Below are 22,661 nucleotides of genomic sequence, written 5' to 3'. Positions count from 1 at the left end.
GCGAAGAAGCTCAGACCGTTGGAGAGGCGCGGGGGTTGAGGCTCGGCCATTGCTGGCGCGGGGTTGGGGTTTGCAACGAGGGGGGTGGCAGGCTCTGTACCGCGTCGAACCGCGTGACGTACAACTGCGACGCATGCCCCGGCAACGCCACCAAGGGCGCCCCGCCGGAGCAACACCAGCAATGCTGCATGGTGGAATGATCGTCCTGCTGCGGCGCCGGGATTTGCAGCTTGCCCAGGGCAATCGTCTTCAGGCTGGCGCCATTGGAAGAACAGAACCCGCCCCACATCAGCCGCTTGACCGGGTCATCCGTCTGCTGCATCGCACTGGCCATCGGCATGGCAAACGCATTGAACAGCACTGCAAGGCAGGCGATCCAGGCAATTGCAAAGCGTTGACGGGCCATGGCGGACAATCCGTAGGGTTAAAGGAGCAGGCGGGTATTTAGCCTGATCGGTGGGGAGAAGTAAAAAGGGGCGGTGTGGTTTGGTGTCGCAGTGCCATCAGATAGCGGTGGCGCGAAGTCTCAGGCCTAACGCCTTCATGACCTTCATGATAGTCGCGAACTCAGGATTGCCAGTGCTGGAGAGGGCTTTGTATAGACTTTCCCGTCCGAGGCCTGCGTCGCGGGCGATTTGGGTCATGCCTTGGGCGCGGGCGATGTTGTTGAGCGCTGAACGGATCAGCAGGCCGTCACCGGCGTCCTCCTCGAAAGAAGCTTCCAGATACCCCGCAATGTCCTGAGGGGTCGTCAGGTGTTCGGCTATGTCGAAATCGTTAAATTGAGTCATGGGTCACTCCTTTCTCTCAAATTCATCGGCAATTGCTTTAGCGCGCTCAATGTCGCGTTTTTGCGTTGATTTATCGCCACCTGTCAGCAATAGGTAAACCACCTCACCTACACGCTTGAAGTACACACGGTATCCAGGGCCATAGTGGATGCGCATTTCGGATATGCCATTTCCGACGTTTTCGCAGTCTCCAAAATTACCCATTCTTGCGTTATCCAATCTTGTTAGTACGCGTCCATGGGCGGGTTGACTGCGCAACGAATAAAGCCATTCCTGAAACTCATCAGACCTCTTGAAGTGAATCATCTCGGATCGTATTCCTTGGGATACACATTGGCAAGTTGCGACGCGCTGCAAAAGCAGGCATCCCCATCGCGGATGGCTGAGGCGAAACCGCGAGCGGGGAGGTTAGGGCGAGGGCTTTTGGCTGAGCCAGCCAGCTTGTTCAGAAGTGTTTGTAGGGGGATTCGACTTTCGGTGGTGAGGCCCGAGAGTTGGCTGTTCGGTTGGTTCCGAGAGGAATTGCTCGGCGTTGCGCAGACGGCAGCAGTAGCTGGATGACGCAGTTTTGAATGTGGGGGCTTGCTCCCGATAGCGGTGTGAAGTCAGTCAATCAGTGGCTGACACGCCGCCATCGGGAGCAAGCCCCCTCCCACAATGGATCGGTGGTGTTTAAAGAAGGGTGATTGCCTGTAAGGCCGACGCGACCGTTGGGAACTCCCGGTCCACGGTCGCCAACACCGGCCGCTTCAGCACCAGCACCGGCACCCCACGTTCCCGCGCCACTTCCAGCTTGGGCTCGGTGGCGGTGCTGCCGCTGTTCTTGCTGATCAGCACATCAATTGCGCGTCGCTCGAATAACTCGCGCTCGTCCTCGATCAGAAACGGTCCACGTGCGCCTATCACTTCACAGCGCTCATTTCCCGGGTATACCCCCAGCGCCCGTAACGTCCAGAACTGCCCGGGGGGAATTTCGTCGAGGTGCTGCAACGGCTCGCGCCCCAAGGTGAACAGCGGCCGGTTGAACGGTTTCAAGGCCTGGATCAGCCCGGCCCAGTCACTGACCTCACGCCAATCATCGCCCACCTGCGGTTGCCACGCCGGGCGCCGCAGTGCCCAGCAGGGCACGCCACTCAACTGTGCAGCCTCGGCGGCATTGCGGCTGATCTGCGCTGCATACGGATGGGTCGCGTCGAGGATCAGGCTAATGCCCTCATCACGAACGAACTGCGCCAACCCCTCGGCGCCGCCATAACCGCCGACACGCACCTGGCAGGTAAGGTCGGTCGGCACGCGACCGACACCGGCCAGGCTGTAGAGATGTTCCGGGCCCAGCGTGCGGGCAATGGCCAGCGCTTCAGTCACGCCGCCCAGCAGCAGAATCCGTTTCATAGCGGCTTGACCACGTCCAGCAGGGTGATCGGCAGCGCCTGGCGCCAGGTATCAAACTCCCCCAACGGCTGCGCCTGGGCCACGTGGATGCGGGTCAGTTCGCCGCCGTGCTCCGCGCGCCAGTTCATCAAGGTCATTTCGCTTTGCAGGGTCACGGCGTTGGCGACCAACCGCCCGCCGGGGCGCAGGTGGTGCCAGCAGGTGTCGAGTACGCCGTCGCGGGTGACGCCGCCACCGATGAAGATCGCGTCGGGTACCGGCAGGCCCTGCAATGCGTCCGGGGCTTTACCGCGCACCAGATGCAGGCCGGGCACACCGAGGGCGTCACGGTTGTGTTCGATCAGGCCTTGGCGACCTTCGTCGGCTTCAATCGCCAGCGCTCGGCAACTGGGGTGCGTGCGCATCCACTCGATACCGATGGAGCCGCTGCCCGCGCCCACGTCCCACAGCAGTTCGCCGGGCATCGGCGCGAGGCGGGCGAGGGTCATGGCGCGCACATCGCGCTTGGTCAGTTGGCCGTCGTGTTTGAAGGCCGCGTCCGGCAGGCCCGCCAGGCGTGACAACGGTGGTGTGTCGGCAGAGGCGATGCACTCGATGGCGACCAGGTTCAGATCGGCAGTGCTGAGGTGTTGCCAGCTTGCGGCCAGTCCATCGAGGCGCCGCTCGTGCGCGCCGCCCACCTGTTCAAACACCGTCAATCGGCTGGGCCCGAACCCTGCCTCGGTCAATAACGCCGCCATCAACGCAGGGCTGCCACCGTCATTGCTCAGCACTAACAAGCGCACGCCGCTGGCCAGGTGCGCATTGATTGCCGCAAAGGGCCGGGCCACCACGGATAACGTCACCACGTCCTGCAACGGCCAGCCCAAACGCGCGGCTGCCAGGGAAACCGACGACGGTGCCGGTAAAATCAGCAACTCTTCAGCCGCGATCTGCCGCGCCAGACTGGCCCCCACGCCATAGAACATCGGATCTCCGCTGGCCAGCACGCACACCGGTTCGCCACGTTTTGCCAGCACCGGTTCCAGGGAAAACGGGCTCGGCCACAGCTGGCGCTCGCCACGAATGCACACGGGCAACAGGTCCAACTGGCGCTGAGCACCTATAATCCGCGTGGCGCGCAACAGGGCATGCCGGGCATTCCTGCCCAGCCCCTTGAAGCCGTCTTCACCGATGCCTACAACCGTCAGCCAGGGCGACATATCCATTCCTTGAGCGACATCCGACGGGCAGGCTTTTCATGCCGCCGGACAAAGCAGGCATAATACCGCGCCTTTACCCGTGAACCGGTAGCTCCGTGAACCCAACGCCCGCTCTGAATACCTTGCGCCCCTCGGCTTGTCCGGGGTTGCTGCGTATCGTCCAGGCCTTGGACGGCGGCATTTGCCGGATCAAGTTGGCCGGTGGTTCGATCAGCGCCGCCCAGGCCAACGCCGTGGCGGACGCGGCCCAGGCCTATGCCGGTGGGGTGATCGAGGCAACCAACCGCGCCAACCTGCAGATCCGCGGGATCGGCGCCGAGCAGGATGCCTTGATCGCGAGGCTGCTCGCCGCTGGCCTTGGCCCGAACAACGCCGCTGGTGACGATGTACGCAACCTGATGCTCAGCCCCAGCGCCGGTATCGACCCGCAGATGCTGTTCGACACCCGCCCCCTGGCTGGGCAGATCCTTGCCACGCTGGAAAATAATCCGCGTTTTCACGGGTTGTCGGCCAAGTTCGCCGTGCAACTGGATGGCGGCGAGGCCCTGGCGATGCTCGAACATCATCATGACCTGTGGTTGTCGGCATTCGTGCGCGATGGCCAGACGTTGCTCGCGTTTGGCCTGGCGGGTTGCCCGGGCCTGGATGCGCCGCTGGCCGCCGTGCGATTGGACCAGGGGCACGCACTGGTGGTGGCCGTCCTCGAAGCGTTCCTTGCCCTCGCGGCCCCAGAGCAAACCCGCATGCGCCATTTGCCTGTGGATAACGTACTGAGCCACCTGAGCCTGCCTCTGCTGCCGGCAAGCGGTTTCAATCGCCCGGCCAGTGGCGCTTTGTTACACCTTGGGACTTATCCACAGCCTCAACAGAATCAGTTTTATGTCGCCGCCGTCGCGCCCTTGGGCCGCCTCGATTCAACGATGCTCAAGGGCGCCGCACAGCTTGCCGGCGATTACGGGGACGGCACTTTGCGCTTCACCCCTTGGCAGGGCGTGCTGCTGCCCAATGTCGAAAAACCTTACGCCGTGACCGAGCGCCTGGCACAGCTGGGCTTCCTTTGCTCGGCCGACCAGCCCCTGGCGCGCCTGGTCGCCTGCACCGGCTCCAGCGGTTGCGGCAAAGCCTTGGCCGACACCAAGGCCGATGCCATGCAACTGGCCGCGCAGGCACCCGGCGCCGAGGCGCATCTGTCCGGCTGCCCACGTTCCTGCGCCGCCGCGCACACCGCGCCGGTCACCTTGCTGGCAGTGAGCCCTGGCCACTACGACCTCTATTTTCGCGATGCAGCCCAGCCAGGTTTTGGCCGGCTGCACGCGCGCACTCTTTCCATTGAAGCGGCGGGCGCCCTGTTACGCGCTCGTCCACGGAGCAACACCGATGATTGATTACATCCGCGACGGTCAGGAGATCTATCGCAACTCCTTCGCCATTATTCGCGCGGAAGCCAGGTTGGAGCGTATCCCGGCCGACCTGGAAAAACTCGCGGTGCGGGTGATTCATGCGTGCGGCATGGTGGATGCCATCGACGGCCTGCAATTCTCCGCCGGTGCCGGCAAGGCCGGGCGCGACGCGCTGGCCGCCGGCGCGCCGATCTTGTGTGATGCGCGGATGGTTTCCGAGGGCGTGACCCGTGCGCGCCTGCCGGCCAATAACCCGGTGATCTGCACCCTGCGCGACGACAGCGTGCCTGAGTTGGCGCGGGAGTTGGGCAACACCCGTTCCGCTGCCGCCCTGGAGCTGTGGCGCCCGCATTTGGCAGGCAGCGTGGTGGTGATCGGCAATGCGCCGACCGCCTTGTTCTACTTGCTGGAAATGCTCGACGCCGGCGCGCCGAAACCGGCGTTGATCCTTGGCTTCCCGGTGGGTTTCGTCGGTGCTGCCGAATCCAAGGCGATGCTGGCGGCTGATAGCCGTGGCGTGCCGTTCGTGATCATGCAGGGCCGGCTGGGCGGCAGCGCCATGGCCGCCGCCGCGGTCAATGCACTCGCCACGGAGGTCGAATAATGCCCGTGCGCGGACGTTTGATCGGCCTGGGCGTAGGCCCCGGCGACCCGGAACTGATCACCCTCAAGGCCCTGCGCCTGCTGCGTGAATCGCCGGTGGTGGCGTACTTCGTGGCCAAGGGCAAGAAGGGCAATGCATTCGGCATCATCGAGGATCACCTGGTGCCGCAACAGACCCTGATGCCGCTGGTGTACCCGGTGACGACCGAGGCATTGCCGGCGCCGCTGTCGTACGAGCAAGTGATCAGCGATTTCTACGATACCGCCAGCGTCAATGTGGCTGCGCACCTGGATGCCGGGCGCGATGTGGCGGTGATCTGCGAAGGCGATCCATTCTTCTACGGCTCCTACATGTACCTGCACGACCGCTTGGCCGAACGTTACGACGCGCAGGTCATCCCCGGCGTGTGTTCGATGCTCGGTGGCGCCTCTGTGCTGGGCGCGCCGCTGGTGTATCGCAACCAGAGCCTGTCGGTGCTGTCGGGCGTGCTGCCCCATGACGACCTCAAGCGCCGCCTGGCGGATGCCGATGCCGCCGTGATCATGAAACTGGGTCGCAACTTCCCCAAGGTGCGCCAGGTACTGGAAGAACTCGGCCTGGCCGAGCGCGCGTTGTATGTGGAGCGCGCCACCATGGCTAACCAAAAGATCGTGCCGCTGGATCAGGTGGAGCCGATGTCGTCGCCGTATTTCTCGCTGATCATCGTGCCCGGTGAGCGGTGGCAAGGGTGATGACGCCAGCGATTGTCATACTGGGCCAGGGCAGCCTGGCCACGGCGCGCAGGATCCAGCAGCTGTACCCCGGCGCCTTGATCCATGGGCTGGCGGGGCGGGTTGAGGGCGCCGACCAGGCCTACGACGAATTCGGCGCCACCCTGCGCCGGCTGTATCAACACGGCACGCCGCTGATTGCGCTGTGCGCCGCCGGCATCGTGATCCGCACCCTGGCGCCGCTGCTGCTGGAAAAAGGTGACGAGCCCGCCGTGCTCGCCGTGGCCGAAGACGGCAGCGCCGTGGTGCCGCTGCTCGGTGGCCTGGGCGGGGTTAACGTGATGGCGCGGCACATCGGCGCCGCGCTGAATGTCGCCGCGGCGATCACCACCAGTGGCGAGTTGCGTTTCGGCACCTGCCTGCTCAACCCGCCCGCGGGTTATGAGCTGGCGGACCTGGAACTGGGCAAGCGCTTCGTCAGCGACTTGCTGGGCGGCGAAAGCGTACGTATCGAAGGCGCCGCGCCGTGGTTGGATCAAGCGCATCTGCCCCAGGACCCGCAAGCGCGTTTGGCGATCCATGTGAGCAGCGCCGAGCGCGTGCCCGTCGCCAACGAATTGTTGATCTACCCCAAGAATGTAAGCGTGACCTGCAAACCGGGCGCGCGATTGGCCGAGCGTGTGCGTGCTGCGTTGCATGACGCGGGCATTGCCGTGCAATCGCTGGCGTGCCTGCTCGCCAGCGATACGCAGATGGCCGAGGCGACGCTGCATGAAGCGGCCTCGGCATTGGCTGTGCCGCTGCGTTTCGCCAGCGTCAGCCAAGACGCCGACATCGTGATTCACGTTGCCGAGCAACCCCTGGACCTGTTCCAGGTAGGGCGTGCGCGTGGCCGTCTTGCCGTGATCGGCCTGGGCCCTGGCGCGGCCGAGTTGATGGTGCCGGCGGTCAAGGCTGAACTGGCCCGTTGCACCGACGTGCTGGGCTATGAAACCTACGTGCGCATGGCGGGGCCGTTCCGTGACGACCAGGTGCAGCACTGCACCGATAACCGTGAAGAAATGCAGCGTGCGCGCCACGCCTTCGAACTGGCCGCCCAAGGCCGTTCGGTGGTGGTGGTGTCGTCCGGTGACCCTGGCGTATTCGCCATGGCCGCTGCCGTGATCGAAGCGTTGCACGAGTCCGGCGACCCGGCCTGGCATCAGGTCGACCTGGAGATCCTGCCGGGCGTCTCGGCTTCGCTGGCCACCGCCGCCCAGGCAGGTGCGCCGCTGGGGCATGACTTCTGTGTGATGTCGCTGTCGGACAACCTCAAGCCCTGGTCGATCATCGAAAAACGCTTGGACCTTGCCTCCCAGGCCGACCTGGCCCTGGCGTTCTACAACCCGATCTCGCGGTCGCGGCCCTGGCAGTTGGGGCGCGCCCTGGAAATCGTCGCGCTGCACCGCACCCCGCAAACGCCGGTGGTGCTGGGCCGTGATGTCGGGCGCCCAGGCCAGACCTTGCGTGTCACCACGCTGGGGCAACTGACGCCGGAGCAGGTGGACATGCGCACCATGGTGCTGATCGGCTCGTCCACCACCTGCACATTCCCCAGGGCCGGTGGTGGTGAATGGGTCTATACGCCGCGTTGGTACGGCGAAAAACCCGTCGCCTGACGCTGCACGAAAGCTCCGATTGACGCTGGGTAACCACCTGCCGTTATTCGGAGCTTTTTCTTTTTTTATCGAGGAAAACCGCAAGGGCGACGGCTGCCCCCTACGATTGCTGGGCGGCGTTTTCCGGCGCGCTCGCGCAAGCGATGTTTGTGGCCTGGAAAGTCCACCGGGCGCTGGACTAGTGTGCGAGCAAGCCCCATGTGGGGCGCTTGTGGAGAACGAAAATGGAGCGACATCACAAAAGGATCAACAGTACAAAGCGGCGCAAGTTGATTGCCGCCTACACGCTGCCCGGCGCGCGAGGCCAGCAGGTCGTTGCTGAGCCGGTCGACGACGACAGCAATGCAGCGGTGGTCAACAACGGCGTGATTTCATTTGCCGAGGGGCTGTCGGGGATTAACCGCGAGTACATTCGCAAAAGCTACCTGCTGGCCAGCAGCTACGTCAGCGATGTGTTGAACATCCAGCGCGGCGGCCAAGCCTGGTATGACGAATTTATCAAGGTGATGATCAGCCTGGGCTGGCTGCCGGTGCGCAGCCGGTTCGAGCGCGTCTCAAGCACCAGCAAAGGCCTGACGGTACAACTGGCGGCGCTGAACATCATCGCCACGTTATGGGCCTCGACATCGCTGGCCGGGCCGCTGCTGGCCGCGCTGCCGAAGCTGGCCGCTGATGCGTTGGAGGCCTTGAAGCGCCAGCCGGCGTCTTTCGAACTGTTCAAACGCAACAGCACGGTGCACCAGGGCGGTGATTTTGGCTTGGCGTCCTGTGCCGAAACAGACGGGGAATTGATGATGGTGCTGGTGACCTACAGCACCCAGGGAGTGAGCAAACAGGTGGGGCTGCCGTTCCTTGAGTGGGACAGTTCCTCGTTCGAGGCCTTCAGCGGGCAGACCTGCCTGGTGCTCAATACCTCGGTGGTCAACGAAAAAACCATCCGGCTGATGCGCGAGAGCGCGGGCGACAAGGTGCAATTGGCGATCGCCAAGTACCGCATCTAAGGCACCAGATAACCGCGCACGCCGGTGAAGATGATTTGCGCGGCGAGGGCGCACACGAACAGGCCCATCAGCCGGCTGACAATCTGTAAACCCTGGTCACCGAGGATGCGTTCGATACGGTTGGACAGATACAGCACCACGCCGACCGTGAGGCTGGCCAGGGCGATGCTGAGGATGGCGGTGAGTTTGTCATCCCAGTGCGGCTGGCTGACGCCCATCACCAGCAAGGCGCCGATGGTACCGGGGCCGACGGTGAGGGGGATGGTGAGCGGCACGATGGTCACGTCTTGCTGCACGTTGTCGGTCTGCACCGCCGACTTGCCCTGGGCCATGCCCAGGGCAGAGATGAACAACACACTGCCGGCGCCGATGCGGAAGGCATCCACGGTGATGCCGAACACACTGAAAATGACGCGGCCGAACAGGTAGAGCAGCACGCTCGACACCAGGGTCGCCAGCGCCACTTTCCAGGCCAGGCGCCGCCGTTCTTTGCTGGAATAGCCACGGGTCAGGCTGATAAAGCAGGACAGCACGAAGAACGGGCTGTAGAGCACCAGCATCTTCAGGTAAACGCTGAATAACACGTGGAGCATAAGGGCGGCTCGCGGCAGGAGAAGTGTTGGGAGTCTATCAGGCGACACAGATCAAATGTGGGAGGGGGCTTGCTCCCGATAGCGGTATATCAATCCCTAAGTGGTCGGCTGACAGACCGCCATCGGGGCAAGCTCCCTCCCACTGTATTTGCGGTCAGGAGGGTTCGTGCTCGGGGCGTTGTTGGCGCTGCGCCACCCAGAACGCCACCAGTTCGCGCAATTGCGACAACTCCACCGGCTTGGCCATGTGCCCGTCCATGCCGGCCTGGCGCGCGCGTTCCTTATGTTCCGAAAGGATATGCGCCGTGAGCGCCACCACCGGCGTGCGAATGCGTTGATGGCTGACTTCCCAGGCGCGCAATTGCTGGGTGGCCGAGAAGCCATCGAGGATTGGCATTTCACAGTCCATCAACACCAGGTCATAGCGCTGGGCTTTCATTGCCTCCAATGCTTCTTCGCCGTTGCTGGCGGTGTCCGGGTTGAGGTTGAGCTTGCCGAGCATGCCGCGAATCACTTTGGTGGAGATGCTGTTGTCCTCGGCCACCAGGATCTTGAAATCGCTGGGCACGGCCACCTCCGCCGGCGGGCTGAGGACCGCGCGGGGCGGCACGCCGCCTTTGCTGCGTTGGGTCAGTTCATCGGCCAGGGTCGTCTTGAGGGTGTAACCGGCCACCGGCTTGGCGAGGATGCGCTTGATCCCGCTGTTACGCGCGATGATCTTGCTCGGCGCATTGCTGATGCCCGTGAGCATGATCAGCAGGATGTCGTGGTTCAGGCTTGGGTCTTCCTTGATTTTTGCCGCCAGTTGCATGCCGGTCATGCCGGGCATGTTCTGGTCCAGCAGCACCACGTCGAAGTAGTCACGCAGGTGCGCCTTGGTGCGCAGCAAGGCCAGGGCTTCTTTGCCCGAAGGTACCGCGCTGACGTTCAGGCCCCAGGCCGTGCATTGCTGCACCAGCACTTTGCGGCAGGTGTCGTTGTCGTCCACCACCAGTACGCGCGCATCCCTGAGCGGGCCGTCGAGGTCGGAGGTCGGGTGCTCCAGGCGTTCCGGGTCAAGCGGCAGGGTCAGCCACAGGGTGCTGCCCTGATGGCTGCCGCTCTTGATGCCGAACTCACCGTTCATCAACAGGATCAGTTGACGCGCGATGACCAGGCCCAGGTGCCCGCTCAAGCGGGTGGCCGAGAGGAAGTTCTTGCTGTGCAGTTCGCTGTGCAGCAGTGCCTCGCGCTCGGCGGGTTCCATCGGCAGGCCGCTGTCTTGCACGGCAATGCGCAGGCGCGGCTTGGTGCTGCGGTCGTCCAGGGCGACGACGATGAGGACTTCGCCTTCATCGGTTTTTTGCAGGGCGTTTTCCAGCAGGCTCAACAGCGCCTGGCGCAGGCGGGTCGGGTCGCCGCTGATGACGCGCGGCACCTGGGGCTGGATAAAGCTGATCAACTCGACGTTCTGTTGTTCGGCCTTGGCGCGGAAGATGCTCAGGCAGTCGTCGATCAGCGCGTTGAGGTCGAACTGCACGTCGTCCAGCTCGATCTGCCCGGATTCGAGTTTGGAGATGTCGAGGATTTCGTTGATCAGGGTAAGGAGTTCGTTGCCGGCGCTGTGGATGGTCTGCACGTAGTCGCGCTGCTTTACCGACAGCGGGGTGCCCAGCAGCAGTTCGGTCATGCCCAGCACGCCGTTCATGGGGGTGCGGATTTCGTGGCTGATCTTGGCCAGGAACTCGGCCTTTGCGGCGATTTCGGCGTTGCTCGCGGCGAGGTCGCGGCTGAGGCTGAAGCGCGCTTCCACGAGGGCGCGCTGGCGTTCACCCAGGGCCAGGCTCATCAACAGGCCGCTGAGGCAGATAAACGCGAGGAGCGTGACGATCAGCCCCTGTGGCGACACCATCGTAAGGCCCAGCAACGCCGGGAGGATGATCAGCGTGCCGATGTTGAACACCACCATGCCCGCCACGAACAAACGCGCCGGGCCATAGCCTCTCTGCCAGTGATACGCCGAGACAAACAGCATGCTCAGGCCTGCCAGGGCCACCAGCGCATAGGTGATGATGTTCAGCGGCAGGGTGCTGACAAACAACAGCAGCAGGCCGCACAGCACGATAAACAGGATATCGGCCATCAACAGCTTGTTCAGCGGGTGCGGGCCCAGGGGCATGAAGAAGCGGTAGGCGAACATCAGCCCGCACGGCGCGGTCAGCAGCAGCGCCAGGTACGCGCCTGGGGTCTGGATAGCGTGCCAGTTCGGCAGCCATGGGCCCGTTAGGTTGAGCAGCAGCGCCAGGCTGAGCATCAACAGTATTTCGCACGCCGCCAGCCACAGGCTGCTGCGCGAGCGGTGGTAAGCAAAGCGTGAAAGGTTGTGCAGGATCAGCATCAACAGGCAACCGAAGAGCAGGCCGTAGACCAGCGTCTGGGTCTGGTCGGCGGCGGCCAGTACGGCCGGCTCCAGGGTGATATAGGGGCGCAGCTCATGTTCCGAGACCAGGCGCAGGTAGACCTCAAGCGGCTTCTGGCTCTGGGGCATCGGTAGCATGAAGTCGCTGCTGGGTAACGGGCGTTCCGTCTGGGGCTGGCGGGTGCCGGTGTTCTGTTGCTCGATCAGGGTGTCGCCGTCCAGCACGTAGAGGCTCAGGTAGGACAGGTCCGGGGCGAATACCCGCAGCACTTGCTCGTGCTTGCCGGGTTGCAGCTTGAAACGTACCCACAACGCACCGTCCGGTTGCGCGGCGGTAATGCGGTCCAGTTCGATGGGGCTGAATTGGTTGGTGTAGCGCGAGGAACGAATGTCGCTCAGTTGCAGGTCGGCCTGTTCATCAAGCAATACTGCCCAGCCACTGCCTTGCGCGGCGGCCTGGGCCGGGAACAAGCAGAGCAGCGTCAGCAGACTGACAGTGAAACCTATGGCGATCCTGAGCCAGCGCACGGCGAAATCCCTTCGTAGGTTGATGCACGGGTTAACTATGCGCGGGGTGGCCGGTGTACGGCAAGGGCCAGAGGCCCTTGCCTGACCGAACGGATAGCTAGTGACGAGGCTTGCGACGTCTGCGCCTTAGTGCGTTTCGCCACGTTCACGGGCAATGGCGCGGTAACCGATGTCGGTGCGGTAGAAGCAGCCTTTCCAATCGATTTTTGCGGCCAGTTTGTACGCCTGTTGTTGCGCGGCGTCGACACTGGCGCCCATGGCGGTAGCGCACAGCACACGGCCACCGGCGGTTACCACCTTGCCATCCTTGAGCGCGGTGCCCGCATGGAACACTTTGCCTTCCAGCGTAGCCGCCGCATCCAGGCCTTCAATCACATCGCCCTTGGCGTAGTCGGCAGGGTAACCGCCGGCCGCCAGTACGATGCCGACACTCGGGCGTGGGTCCCACTGGGCTTCGACCTTGTCCAGGGCCTGGGCCAGGGCGGCTTCCACCAGTAATACCAGGCTCGATTGCAGGCGCAGCATCACCGGTTGGGTTTCCGGGTCGCCGAAGCGGCAGTTGAACTCGATGACCTTCGGGTTGCCGGCCTTGTCGATCATCAGGCCGGCATAGAGGAAACCGGTGTACACATTGCCTTCGTCGGCCATGCCGCGCACGGTTGGCCAGATCACCAGGTCCATGACGCGCTGGTGCACTTCGCGGGTGACCACCGGGGCAGGGGAGTAGGCACCCATGCCGCCGGTGTTGGGGCCGCTGTCGCCGTTGCCGACGCGCTTGTGGTCCTGGCTGGTGGCCATCGGCAATACGTTCTTGCCGTCGACCATCACGATGAAGCTGGCTTCTTCGCCGTCGAGGAACTCCTCGATCACCACGCGCGAGCCTGCGTCGCCAAAGGCATTGCCGGCGAGCATGTCACGCACGGCGTCTTCGGCTTCCTGCAAGGTCATCGCCACGATCACGCCTTTACCGGCGGCCAGGCCATCGGCCTTGATCACGATCGGTGCGCCTTTCTCACGCAGGTAAGCCAGGGCCGGCTCGATCTCGGTGAAGTTCTGGTAGTCGGCGGTCGGGATCTTGTGGCGCGCCAGGAAGTCCTTGGTGAACGCCTTGGAACCTTCCAGCTGCGCGGCGCCGGCGGTTGGGCCGAAGCAATCCAGGCCGCGGCTGCGGAACAGGTCGACCACGCCGGCCACCAACGGTACTTCCGGACCGACGATGGTCAGGGAGACGTTTTGCTCGGCGAAATCGGCGAGTTGCTCAAGCGCCAGCACGTCGATAGCGACGTTTTCGCACTTGGCTTCAATGGCGGTGCCGGCGTTGCCGGGCGCGACGAAAACTTTCTGGACGCGGGGGTCCTGGGCAACTTTCCAGGCCAGGGCGTGTTCACGGCCACCGCTGCCAATGATCAAAACATTCATTTCAAAACCTCAAATTCTGTAGGCGCCAGAGGAGCGCTTTTAAATGTGGGAGGGGGCTTGCCCCCTCCCACACAAGCCCGCTCCTACATTTCAATCGGGTTGGATCAGTGGCGGAAGTGGCGCATGCCGGTGAAGACCATCGCTATGCCAGCTTCATCAGCGGCGGCGATAACTTCAGCATCGCGCATCGAACCGCCCGGTTGGATCACGGCGGTCACGCCCGCTTTCGCGGCGTTGTCCAGGCCGTCACGGAACGGGAAGAAAGCGTCGGACGCCATCACCGAGCCCACCACCTGCAAACCGGCGTGTTCAGCCTTGATCGCGGCGATACGCGCCGAGTTCACGCGGCTCATCTGGCCGGCGCCGACACCGATGGTCTGGCGGTTCTTGGCGTAGACGATGGCGTTGGATTTAACGTACTTGGCCACTTTCCAGGCGAAGATCAGGTCGTTGATCTCTTGCTCGGTGGGAGCACGCTGGGTTACCACTTTCAGGTCGGCGCTGCCGATCATGCCGATGTCGCGGCTCTGTACCAGCAAGCCGCCATTGACGCGCTTGTAGTCCCAGGCAGCGGCGCGGTCAGCCGACCATTCGCCGCAGGCCAGCAGGCGCACGTTGGCTTTCGCTGCAACGATGGCGCGCGCTTCTTCGCTGACGCTTGGCGCGATGATCACTTCAACGAACTGACGCTCGACGATGGCCTTGGCGGTCTCGGCGTCCAGCTCACGGTTGAAGGCAATGATGCCGCCGAAGGCCGACTCGGTGTCGGTGGCGTAGGCCAGTTCGTAGGCCTGGCGAATACCGCCTTCGGCGTCCGGGCTCACGGCCACGCCACACGGGTTGGCGTGCTTGACGATCACGCAGGCCGGCTTGACGAAGCTTTTCACGCATTCGAGCGCGGCATCGGTGTCGGCCACGTTGTTGTAGGACAGTTCTTTGCCTTGCAGTTGGGTCGCGGTGGCAATGCCGACTTCGGCCGGTTTTGCCTCCACGTAGAACGCCGCGCTCTGGTGCGGGTTCTCGCCGTAGCGCATTTCCTGGGCCTTGATGAACTGGCTGTTGAAGGTGCGCGGGAACTGGCTGCGGCCTTCTGTGCTCAGGGTGTCGGCGGCCTGGTTCACGGTGCCCATGTAGTTGGCGATCATGCCGTCGTAGGCCGCGGTGTGTTCGAACGCCTTGAGCATCAGGTCAAAACGCTGGGCGTAGGTCAGGCCGCCGGCTTTCAGGCTTTCGAGCACCTGGCTGTAGTCGCCGGCATTGACCACGATGGCCACGTCTTTGTGGTTCTTGGCTGCCGAGCGCACCATGGTCGGGCCGCCGATATCGATGTTTTCGATGGCGGTCGGCAGGTCGCAGCCGGGCTTGTTGATGGTGGCTTCGAAGGGGTAGAGGTTGACGGCCACCAGGTCGATCGGCTTGATGCCGTGCTCGTTCATGATGGCGTCGTCGATACCGCGACGGCCGAGGATGCCGCCGTGGATTTTCGGGTGCAGGGTCTTGACCCGACCGTCCATCATTTCCGCGAAACCGGTGTAGTCCGCGACTTCTACTGCGGCCACGCCGTTGTCCTGCAGCAGTTTGAAGGTCCCGCCCGTGGAGAGGATTTCCACGCCCAGGGCTTCCAGCTCCCGGGCAAATTCGAGGATGCCGGTCTTGTCGGAAACGCTGATCAAGGCGCGGCGGATCGGCAGGCGGGTAGTCTGGTCGGTCATTTCAATTTCCATCAAAAGCAAAGGAGTCAGCAAAAAAGGCGACCGGTTTTACGCGGGCGCCTTTCTGGTTTGATTGAATGCTTACAGCAAATCGTATTGCTTGAGCTTTTTGCGCAAGGTGCCACGGTTGAGGCCCAGCAGCTCACTGGCTTTGGTCTGGTTGCCCTTGACGTAGTTCATCACGCTTTCGAGCAAGGGCGCCTCGACTTCGGAGAGCACCAGGTTGTACACGTCCGTGACTGAAGCGCCCTCAAGGTGGGCGAAATAATTGTGCAGCGCCTTTTCAACGCTCCCGCGAAGGGTCTGGCCTTCTTCGCTCGGCGTGTTGAGGTGCTGTTTCAAATTGACGTTGTCGCTCACGGGTGTTGTTCCACTCACTAAAGTCTCGGTCATGATCGTCATGCGGCCACCCCCTCTCCGTCCCCTGCTCTCAGGCTCTTGTCTCGTTCGGCAAAAAACTCACGAACGGCGGTGACCTGTGCTTGCGTTTCATCCAAACGATTGAACCCGGCGCGAAACTCCCTGGCGCCCGGCAGGGTTGCGAGATACCAACCCACATGCTTGCGAGCAATGCGTACGCCCATCACATCCCCATAGAAAGTGTGAAGGGCAGCCAGATGCTCTAGCAGAATACGTTCCACCTCGACCAACTCCGGTGCCGGCAGGACTTCGCCGGTACGCAGAAAGTGTTCGATCTCACGAAAAATCCACGGGCGCCCCTGGGCGGCCCGGCCTATCAACAAACCATCGGCACCGGTTGCGTGCAGCACGCGCCGGGCTTTCTCGGCTGAGTCGATATCGCCATTGGCAAATACCGGCATCGACACCGCCTGCTTGATCGCGGCGATGGTGTCGTACTCGGCTTCACCGGTATAAAGGTCGGCGCGGGTGCGGCCATGCACCGCCAGCGCTGTAATGCCCGCCTGTTCGGCGATCTTCGCCACCGTCAGGCCATTCTTGTTGTCCCGGTCCCAGCCGGTACGAATCTTCAGGGTCACCGGCACATCCACGGCGGCGACAACGGCCTGCAGGATCTCGGCAACCAACTGCTCATCTTTCAACAGGGCGGAACCGGCAGCCTTGTTACAGACCTTCTTGGCCGGGCAGCCCATGTTGATATCGATGATCTGTGCGCCCAGCTCCACGTTGGCTCGGGCCGCATCCGCCAGCATCTGCGCGTCACCACCGGCGATCTGTACCGAGCGGGGCTCGGGATCACCTTCGTGGATCATGCGCATCCGCGATTTGCGGGTGTTCCACAAACTCATGTCACTGGTGACCATTTCCGAGACTACAAGACCCGCGCCCAAACGTTTGCAGAGCTGACGAAAGGGCTGGTCGGTGACGCCCGCCATCGGGGCGAGAATCAAGCCGTTCTGCAATGTATATGGGCCGATGCGTACCGCCGACATAGGACTTCCCTGTTGTGGGGCCGGATCATTAGAGTTCGAAAAAGGGTTGGCATGATACCCGCTCTCGATGACTGGATAAAGGCTGAATTGGATAAAATCTGAACAGTTAATTCTTTATCGCTACCGGTTTGGTTGCGCGGCGTGAAGTCAATATTCCACCGTCAAGCTTCGGTGCATCCGCCGATTCACTCTGGAGAATGGAAGCTCAAGCTGTAATTCACGGCTTTATTGCCTGGGTCGAGGATATCCAGGGAGATATGAATCGGGGTTTGCGATGGCATTTCGCTCACACCGGCCAGTTCGCCGCTCAGGTATTCGGCGGGTTTGAAGCGACGACTGGCGATCAGGTTGCCATTGAGGTCGGCAAACCGCAGCTCCAGCAGGGGGAAGGGCTGGGAGAATGTCGCGCGGTTGTAGATGATCGCATCCACCACCAGCGCGCCGGCGAACTCCGGATGGCTGCGCACCACCAGGTTGCTGCTCTTGATATGGGCGATATCAACCCGTGATGGCACCGTGCAGCCCAGTGTGGGGCACAGTTGCTGGAACCATGGGCGGTAGGCGTCCTGGCGGGCCAGGTCGTCGAATTGGTAAGCAATGTATTGGACGGCCAGGCCGGCGGCGGCGATCAGCACCAGCAGTATCCAGATCAGGCGACGGCCCCAGCCCTGCGGGCGTTTTTGCGCATACAGGTGCAGCGGGTCGTCTTCCAGGTCCTGAAGCAGCTCGTCGTGGATTCCGGCTTCGGGGCGCGGACGCTTGCGGCGGGGTTGCGGGCGCTCTTCGGGCTCCGGTTCCTGTGCCGCGGCTGTCAGGGGAGTGAACGGCGGGTCGCGCTCGTCATCGTCTGGGGTTGAGTGCAGCGGTGGTTCGTCGTCGATCTCGTCAGTGTGCGGCGACATGGACGGTTCGGTGCGCTGCTTGGTCGCAGGGCCTTTAATCGGCTCGGGCTCGTCTTCAGCGTGAGTGGCGCGTTCTTCAGGCGGTTCGCTGAACAGGCTGGCGGCCCATTTTTCTTCATCGGCCTTGACGGTTTCGCGAGTGGCGCTGAGGGCGTCGTCTTTTTGCCGACGCTCGGCGCCGGGCTGACGGCGTTCCGCGCCCACGGGCAGGGTGTGCTGAATCTCGCGGCGTTCCAGCTTGGCCAGTTCTTTATCCAGGTCCAGGTTGTCCAGGTCCAGCTCTTCGGCGGTCCACTGTTTCTGGCTGATTGCCCGCTGTGGCTCGGGCACCGCTTCGGGCGTTGGCTCGGCCGCGGTCGGCTGCCCCGGCGCCGGCGCATGGGCGCGCTGCTCGAGCAACTGGCGAGCGGCGTTGAACACTTGCAGGCACGAGCCGCAACGTACCACGCCACGGGCCACGCTCAACTGGGCGTGGTTGACGCGGAAACGGGCTTGGCAATGCGGGCACTGGGTGACGAAACTGTCGGTCATGCGGCCATCCGATTCAGGCAAGCGCTCATTCTAGCGCCGACGCCCGCTGATGCGTACCCAGCCGTCACGGTTGGCGATCGGGTCCAACTCGAAATCCTTGGCATACGCGGCGGCTACATCTTCGCCCTGTTCTGCGAGGATGCCCGACAACGCCAGGCGCCCGCCGGACTTGACCAGGCTCGACAGCTGCGGCGCCAGGGAAACCAGCGGCCCGGCGAGGATGTTCGCCACCAGCACATCGGCCTGCACCTGGGGCAGATCTTCAGGCAGGTAGAGTGGGAATTTGCCTTCAGGGATATTGTTGCGCCCGGCGTTATCGCGGGAGGCTTCCAGCGCCTGCACGTCGATATCGGTACCCACGGCATCCTTGGCGCCCAACAGCAGGGCGGCAATCGCCAGGATCCCCGAGCCGCAGCCGAAGTCCAGCACGTGGCTGTCGGTCAGGTCCTGGCCGTCCAGCCATTCCAGGCACAGCGCGGTGGTGGGGTGGGTGCCGGTGCCGAAGGCCAGGCCCGGGTCCAGCAGCAGGTTGACCGCCTCGGGTTCCGGTGCGGCGTGCCAGCTTGGCACGATCCACAGGCGTTGGCCGAAACGCATCGGCTGGAAGTTGTCCATCCAGCTGCGTTCCCAGTCCTGGTCTTCGATCACTTCGCTGTGGTGCTCCGGCAACGGGCTGCCGGTAAGCAGCTCCATATGGGCCAGCACGGCGGCGGCATCGGTGCCGTCTTCGAACAGGGCCAGCAAGTGGGTGTGGGACCACAGTGGGGTCGTGTTCAGCTCGGGTTCGAAGATCGGCTGGTCTTCGGCGTCCATGAAAGTCACCGACACAGCGCCCACTTCGAGGAAAGCGTCTTCGTAGGTTTCGGCTTGTTCTGGGCTGATGGCGAGACGGACTTGCAGCCAAGGCATGGCGGGCACCTTTGAAAAAATGAGTGTGCGACCGCAGAGTCGCGAAAGCGCGCAAGTTTACGCGAGCTCACGGCAGAAGACGACTGTACTGACTGAACACATTTGCAGGGTGTACATCTTCAAGATCGAGCGCGCAGAAACAACAAAACCGCCCGAAGGCGGTTTTGTTGGGTGGAGCACTTACTGGTTGGCCAGTTTGTGTTCCAGGTAGTGAATGTTCACACCACCTTCGCAGAAGCCTTCATCGCGGACCAGGTCCCGGTGCAGCGGGACGTTGGTCTTGATGCCGTCGACCACGATTTCGTCCAGGGCGTTACGCATGCGGGCCATGGCCTCGTCGCGGGTGGCGCCCCAGGTGATCAGCTTGCCGATCAACGAGTCGTAGTTGGACGGAACCTTGTAGCCGCTGTACAGGTGCGAATCCACACGTACGCCGTTGCCGCCGGGCGCGTGGAAATGCTTGACCAGGCCTGGGCTCGGCATAAAGGTTTTCGGGTCTTCGGCGTTGATCCGGCATTCCAGGGAGTGGCCGTGAATCTTCACGTCAGCCTGGGTGAAGGACAGCACGTTACCGGCGGCGATGCTCAGCATCTCCTTGACGATGTCGATACCGGTGACCATCTCCGACACCGGGTGCTCTACCTGCACGCGAGTGTTCATCTCGATGAAGTAGAAACGACCGTTCTCGTAGAGGAACTCGAAGGTGCCGGCGCCACGGTAGTTGATGTCGATGCACGCCTTGACGCAGCGAGCCAGCACTTCCTGGCGGGCTTTCTCGTCCAGGCCCGGTGCCGGCGCTTCTTCCAACACCTTCTGGTGACGGCGTTGCAGCGAGCAATCACGGTCGCCCAGGTGGATGGCATGGCCCTGGCCGTCGGACAGTACCTGGACTTCCACGTGACGTGGGTTGGTCAGGTACTTTTCCAGGTAGACCATCGGGTTGCCGAACCAGGCGCCGGCTTCCGCACGGGTCTGCTTGGCGGCTTCGATCAGGTCTTCTTCCTTGTGCACCACACGCATGCCGCGACCACCACCGCCACCGGCGGCCTTGATGATCACCGGGTAACCGACTTCGCGACCAATGCGCAGGGCGGTTTCCTCGTCTTCAGGCAGTGGGCCGTCGGAGCCTGGAACGGTTGGCACGCCGGCTGCGATCATGGCGTCCTTGGCCGAGACCTTGTCGCCCATCAGGCGAATGGTTTCGGCTTTAGGGCCGATGAACGCGAACCCGGATTTTTCCACCTGTTCGGCGAAATCGGCGTTTTCCGCGAGGAAGCCGTAACCAGGGTGGATGCCATCAGCGCCGGTCACTTCTGCCGCGGCGATGATGTTCGGGATGTTCAGGTACGAGTTCGAGGCCAGTGGCGGGCCGATGCAGAGGCTTTCGTCCGCCAGTTTCACGTGCATCAATTCGGTATCGGCCGTCGAGTAAACAGCGACGGTCTTGATGCCCTCTTCCTTACAGGCGCGCAGGATCCGCAGCGCGATCTCGCCGCGGTTGGCGATCAGGACTTTTTGCAGTTTCTTCGCAGGTTTCAACATCGAAGGCGCTCCGCGGTTCAAACGATGGTGAACAGCGGCTGGTCGTACTCAACCGGCTGACCGTTTTCTACCAGGATGGATTCGATGACGCCGGCTTTTTCGGCCGTGATGTGGTTCATCATCTTCATCGCTTCAACGATGCAGAGGGTGTCGCCCACTTTCACGGTTTTGCCGACTTCAACGAAGGCTGGCGAGCCCGGCGCGGGGGTGCGGTAGAAGGTACCGACCATTGGCGACTTGGCCACGAAACCGTTCAGCACAGGCGCGGCTGGGGCGGCAGGTGCAGCGGCGGCAGGCGCGGCAGCCGGAGCAGCAGCGGCGGGAGCCGGTGCTTGCATCTGCGGTGCGTAGAACTGTTGGGCCGGGGTTTTGCTGTGGCGGCTGATCCGTACGGACTCTTCGCCTTCCTTGATTTCCAGCTCGTCGATACCGGATTCTTCCAGCAGTTCGATCAATTTCTTAACTTTACGGATATCCATGAATCATCAACTCCCAAGGGTCGGTCAGGGGCGTTTAGCCTGTTCTTCAAGCTGTTCCAGGGCGGCCTCCAGGGCCAGTCGGTAACCGCTGGCGCCAAGGCCGCAGATCACTCCTACTGCTACGTCGGAGAAGTAAGAGTGATGGCGGAAAGGTTCGCGTTTGTGCACGTTCGATAAATGCACTTCGATGAATGGGATGCTCACCGCCAGCAGCGCGTCACGTAATGCAACGCTTGTATGCGTAAAAGCGGCGGGATTGATCAGGATAAAGTCCACGCCTTCGCCGCGCGCGGCATGGATGCGATCAATCAATTCATACTCGGCATTGCTTTGCAGGTAGAGCAGATGGTGGCCGGCTTCACGGGCCCGTCGTTCCAGATCGAGGTTGATCTGATCCAGGGTCACTGCCCCGTAGACGCCCGGTTCACGGGTGCCGAGCAGGTTCAGGTTGGGTCCGTGAAGAACCAGTAAGGTCGCCATCGGCTGTTCCTTGTTATTGAGGGGAGTACGGCAGAACCCGGCGACTATGCCGCAAAGCCTTTGTGACTGTCCAGTTCTATGCAGTAGGCCGCACGATTAGCGAGGATTGCGAAAAATATGTGACCCAGTTCTCCAGTCTGGTCATTGCCAACACGGTTTTGAACCCCCAGGAGATCAAATGTGGGAGGGGGCTTGCCCCCCGATTGCAGTGTGTCAGTCTCACTATCTGTAACTGATCCACCGCTATCGAGAGCAAGCCCCCTCCCACATGTTGAACTGTATTTGGCATGAGGTCGGTTCAAACGCGGAAGGCCTGCACCGCCGTATTGAGCTGCCCACCCAGCGCCAACAGGTGTTCGCCCTGGCGGCGGCCCTGGCCGATACGCAGCAAATTATCCTCACCCAACTGGTGAATTCTTTCGCTGTTGTCGCGAATTTCGCTCACGGCGCCGCTCTGCTGCGCGGTCACATCGGCAATGCGTACCGCCGTGTCGGAAATTGTCTGGATCGCCCCGACGATTTCATCCAGCGCGCCGTCGGCCGCCTGGGCCTGCTGGGCGGTGGCTTCGGCATGTTCGACCTGCGCGCGCATGCCTTCCACCGACTGGTGGGCGGCGGTTTGCAGGCCGCTGATCAAACCCTGGATTTCAGCGGTGGCGCCCGCCGTGCGTTGGGCCAGTGTGCGCACTTCATCGGCGACTACCGCAAACCCACGGCCTGCTTCCCCGGCGCGGGCGGCCTCGATCGCGGCATTGAGTGCCAGCAGGTTGGTCTGGTCGGCAATCGAGCGAATCACGGTGAGCACGCCGCCGATGGTGGCGGACTCGGCGGCGAGTTTTTCGATCATCTGCGCGTTTTGCTGCACTTCTCCCACCAGCGCGTGCAGGCCGGTGAGGCTCAGGCCTATCACCCGTTGGCCTTGCTCTACGGCCTGGCCCGCACTGCGGCTGGCGCCGGCGGCCTGGCTGGCATCGCCGGCCACTTGCTGGATGGTGGCC

General features: G+C 62.7%; 21 protein-coding genes and 1 pseudogene. 5 read left to right on the top strand and 17 right to left on the bottom strand.

Annotated elements, in window-relative coordinates; all coding sequences use genetic code 11:
• Positions 1–10: 10 nt before the first annotated feature.
• From AB4N98_RS09475 to AB4N98_RS09455, 5 genes are all read right to left on the bottom strand, one after another.
• Positions 11–406 (bottom strand): DUF2946 domain-containing protein, encoded by a 396-nt coding sequence (locus tag AB4N98_RS09475; RefSeq protein ID WP_017527898.1) that lies wholly within the window; start codon positions 404–406, stop codon positions 11–13.
• 97 nt (positions 407–503) lie between these two features.
• The gene (locus tag AB4N98_RS09470) at positions 504–791 is read right to left on the bottom strand and encodes an addiction module antidote protein (protein WP_065879424.1); all 288 of its coding nucleotides are present in this window, start codon (positions 789–791) and stop codon (positions 504–506) included.
• Between the two features lie 3 nt (positions 792–794).
• Complete coding sequence (locus tag AB4N98_RS09465; RefSeq protein WP_017527896.1) at positions 795–1,097, bottom strand: type II toxin-antitoxin system RelE/ParE family toxin; 303 nt, start codon at positions 1,095–1,097, stop codon at positions 795–797.
• A gap of 366 nt (positions 1,098–1,463) precedes the next feature.
• Entirely contained in the window at positions 1,464–2,183 is a 720-nt protein-coding gene (locus AB4N98_RS09460) for a cobalt-precorrin-6A reductase (RefSeq protein ID WP_065879422.1), read from the bottom strand.
• On the bottom strand, positions 2,180–3,385 hold the full coding sequence (locus tag AB4N98_RS09455) for a bifunctional cobalt-precorrin-7 (C(5))-methyltransferase/cobalt-precorrin-6B (C(15))-methyltransferase (protein ID WP_065879421.1): 1,206 nt from the start codon (positions 3,383–3,385) through the stop codon (positions 2,180–2,182). The genes AB4N98_RS09460 and AB4N98_RS09455 overlap by 4 nt, the downstream gene beginning before the upstream one ends.
• Before the next feature lie 95 nt (positions 3,386–3,480).
• On the opposite strand from AB4N98_RS09455, the gene cobG reads away from it, so the two are divergent.
• The 5 genes from cobG (at position 3,481) to AB4N98_RS09430 (ending at position 8,758) form a co-directional block, all read left to right on the top strand.
• Positions 3,481–4,770 (top strand): precorrin-3B synthase, encoded by a 1,290-nt coding sequence (gene cobG / locus AB4N98_RS09450; protein ID WP_223271431.1) that lies wholly within the window; start codon positions 3,481–3,483, stop codon positions 4,768–4,770.
• Positions 4,763–5,389, top strand: a complete 627-nt coding sequence (locus AB4N98_RS09445) for a precorrin-8X methylmutase (protein WP_017527892.1) — start codon at positions 4,763–4,765, stop codon at positions 5,387–5,389. Before cobG ends, AB4N98_RS09445 begins: the two co-directional genes overlap by 8 nt.
• Entirely contained in the window at positions 5,389–6,120 is a 732-nt protein-coding gene (locus AB4N98_RS09440) for a precorrin-2 C(20)-methyltransferase (RefSeq protein WP_017527891.1), read from the top strand. Before AB4N98_RS09445 ends, AB4N98_RS09440 begins: the two co-directional genes overlap by 1 nt.
• Positions 6,120–7,757 (top strand): precorrin-3B C(17)-methyltransferase, encoded by a 1,638-nt coding sequence (gene cobJ, locus AB4N98_RS09435; protein ID WP_068936054.1) that lies wholly within the window; start codon positions 6,120–6,122, stop codon positions 7,755–7,757. The genes AB4N98_RS09440 and cobJ overlap by 1 nt, the downstream gene beginning before the upstream one ends.
• 224 nt (positions 7,758–7,981) lie before the next feature.
• Entirely contained in the window at positions 7,982–8,758 is a 777-nt protein-coding gene (locus tag AB4N98_RS09430) for a hypothetical protein (protein WP_017527889.1), read from the top strand.
• Here the strand turns inward: AB4N98_RS09430 and AB4N98_RS09425 are convergent.
• From AB4N98_RS09425 to AB4N98_RS09370, 12 genes and pseudogenes are all read right to left on the bottom strand, one after another.
• Positions 8,755–9,351 carry a MarC family protein gene (locus AB4N98_RS09425; RefSeq protein WP_003171467.1) on the bottom strand — a complete coding sequence of 199 codons (597 nt, stop codon included), beginning with the start codon at positions 9,349–9,351 and terminating at the stop codon, positions 8,755–8,757. The two genes, AB4N98_RS09430 and AB4N98_RS09425, sit on opposite strands and share 4 nt — an antisense overlap.
• A gap of 154 nt (positions 9,352–9,505) precedes the next feature.
• Positions 9,506–12,277, bottom strand: a complete 2,772-nt coding sequence (locus tag AB4N98_RS09420) for a hybrid sensor histidine kinase/response regulator (protein WP_065879418.1) — start codon at positions 12,275–12,277, stop codon at positions 9,506–9,508.
• A 126-nt stretch (positions 12,278–12,403) separates the two neighbouring features.
• Positions 12,404–13,696: a phosphoribosylamine--glycine ligase gene (purD, locus tag AB4N98_RS09415; protein WP_065879417.1), complete on the bottom strand. Its 1,293-nt coding sequence runs from the start codon at positions 13,694–13,696 to the stop codon at positions 12,404–12,406.
• A 104-nt stretch (positions 13,697–13,800) separates the two neighbouring features.
• On the bottom strand, positions 13,801–15,408 hold the full coding sequence (gene purH / locus AB4N98_RS09410) for a bifunctional phosphoribosylaminoimidazolecarboxamide formyltransferase/IMP cyclohydrolase (RefSeq protein ID WP_065879416.1): 1,608 nt from the start codon (positions 15,406–15,408) through the stop codon (positions 13,801–13,803).
• Positions 15,409–15,489: 81 nt separating this feature from the next.
• On the bottom strand, positions 15,490–15,810 hold the full coding sequence (gene fis / locus AB4N98_RS09405; RefSeq protein WP_017527885.1) for a DNA-binding transcriptional regulator Fis: 321 nt from the start codon (positions 15,808–15,810) through the stop codon (positions 15,490–15,492).
• A complete protein-coding gene (gene dusB, locus AB4N98_RS09400) occupies positions 15,807–16,820 on the bottom strand; it encodes a tRNA dihydrouridine synthase DusB (protein WP_017527884.1) in 1,014 nt (337 codons plus the stop codon). Before dusB ends, fis begins: the two co-directional genes overlap by 4 nt.
• A gap of 185 nt (positions 16,821–17,005) precedes the next feature.
• Complete coding sequence (locus AB4N98_RS09395) at positions 17,006–18,253, bottom strand: DUF3426 domain-containing protein (RefSeq protein WP_017527883.1); 1,248 nt, start codon at positions 18,251–18,253, stop codon at positions 17,006–17,008.
• Between the two features lie 30 nt (positions 18,254–18,283).
• Complete coding sequence (gene prmA, locus AB4N98_RS09390) at positions 18,284–19,162, bottom strand: 50S ribosomal protein L11 methyltransferase (RefSeq protein WP_068937848.1); 879 nt, start codon at positions 19,160–19,162, stop codon at positions 18,284–18,286.
• Between the two features lie 180 nt (positions 19,163–19,342).
• A complete protein-coding gene (accC, locus tag AB4N98_RS09385; protein ID WP_017527881.1) occupies positions 19,343–20,704 on the bottom strand; it encodes an acetyl-CoA carboxylase biotin carboxylase subunit in 1,362 nt (453 codons plus the stop codon).
• 17 nt (positions 20,705–20,721) lie between these two features.
• The gene (gene accB / locus AB4N98_RS09380; protein WP_065879415.1) at positions 20,722–21,183 is read right to left on the bottom strand and encodes an acetyl-CoA carboxylase biotin carboxyl carrier protein; all 462 of its coding nucleotides are present in this window, start codon (positions 21,181–21,183) and stop codon (positions 20,722–20,724) included.
• Positions 21,184–21,207: 24 nt separating this feature from the next.
• Positions 21,208–21,663, bottom strand: a complete 456-nt coding sequence (gene aroQ, locus AB4N98_RS09375; protein WP_003171482.1) for a type II 3-dehydroquinate dehydratase — start codon at positions 21,661–21,663, stop codon at positions 21,208–21,210.
• 298 nt (positions 21,664–21,961) lie between these two features.
• Positions 21,962–22,477: pseudogene (locus tag AB4N98_RS09370) on the bottom strand (methyl-accepting chemotaxis protein); the annotation flags it as partial.
• Positions 22,478–22,661 lie beyond the last annotated feature (184 nt).

This window comes from Pseudomonas sp. S3_E10, assembly GCF_054667615.1.
Note: the sequence above shows the minus strand (reverse complement) of the source record. Positions and strands in the feature narration are given on the sequence as shown.

Excerpts from the sequence above, each read along its gene's own strand:
- AB4N98_RS09425 (WP_003171467.1), bottom strand. The coding sequence starts at position 9,351 with ATGCTCCACGTGTTATTCAGCGTTTACCTGAAGATGCTGGTGCTCTAC.
- purH (WP_065879416.1), bottom strand. The coding sequence starts at position 15,408 with ATGACCGACCAGACTACCCGCCTGCCGATCCGCCGCGCCTTGATCAGC.
- cobJ (WP_068936054.1), top strand. The coding sequence starts at position 6,120 with ATGACGCCAGCGATTGTCATACTGGGCCAGGGCAGCCTGGCCACGGCG.
- fis (WP_017527885.1), bottom strand. The coding sequence starts at position 15,810 with ATGACGATCATGACCGAGACTTTAGTGAGTGGAACAACACCCGTGAGC.
- AB4N98_RS09445 (WP_017527892.1), top strand. The coding sequence starts at position 4,763 with ATGATTGATTACATCCGCGACGGTCAGGAGATCTATCGCAACTCCTTC.
- accC (WP_017527881.1), bottom strand. The coding sequence starts at position 20,704 with ATGTTGAAACCTGCGAAGAAACTGCAAAAAGTCCTGATCGCCAACCGC.
- AB4N98_RS09475 (WP_017527898.1), bottom strand. The coding sequence starts at position 406 with ATGGCCCGTCAACGCTTTGCAATTGCCTGGATCGCCTGCCTTGCAGTG.
- AB4N98_RS09430 (WP_017527889.1), top strand. The coding sequence starts at position 7,982 with ATGGAGCGACATCACAAAAGGATCAACAGTACAAAGCGGCGCAAGTTG.
- AB4N98_RS09455 (WP_065879421.1), bottom strand. The coding sequence starts at position 3,385 with ATGTCGCCCTGGCTGACGGTTGTAGGCATCGGTGAAGACGGCTTCAAG.
- AB4N98_RS09440 (WP_017527891.1), top strand. The coding sequence starts at position 5,389 with ATGCCCGTGCGCGGACGTTTGATCGGCCTGGGCGTAGGCCCCGGCGAC.
- aroQ (WP_003171482.1), bottom strand. The coding sequence starts at position 21,663 with ATGGCGACCTTACTGGTTCTTCACGGACCCAACCTGAACCTGCTCGGC.
- AB4N98_RS09460 (WP_065879422.1), bottom strand. The coding sequence starts at position 2,183 with ATGAAACGGATTCTGCTGCTGGGCGGCGTGACTGAAGCGCTGGCCATT.
- AB4N98_RS09465 (WP_017527896.1), bottom strand. The coding sequence starts at position 1,097 with ATGATTCACTTCAAGAGGTCTGATGAGTTTCAGGAATGGCTTTATTCG.
- dusB (WP_017527884.1), bottom strand. The coding sequence starts at position 16,820 with ATGTCGGCGGTACGCATCGGCCCATATACATTGCAGAACGGCTTGATT.
- prmA (WP_068937848.1), bottom strand. The coding sequence starts at position 19,162 with ATGCCTTGGCTGCAAGTCCGTCTCGCCATCAGCCCAGAACAAGCCGAA.
- AB4N98_RS09395 (WP_017527883.1), bottom strand. The coding sequence starts at position 18,253 with ATGACCGACAGTTTCGTCACCCAGTGCCCGCATTGCCAAGCCCGTTTC.
- AB4N98_RS09470 (WP_065879424.1), bottom strand. The coding sequence starts at position 791 with ATGACTCAATTTAACGATTTCGACATAGCCGAACACCTGACGACCCCT.
- purD (WP_065879417.1), bottom strand. The coding sequence starts at position 13,696 with ATGAATGTTTTGATCATTGGCAGCGGTGGCCGTGAACACGCCCTGGCC.
- accB (WP_065879415.1), bottom strand. The coding sequence starts at position 21,183 with ATGGATATCCGTAAAGTTAAGAAATTGATCGAACTGCTGGAAGAATCC.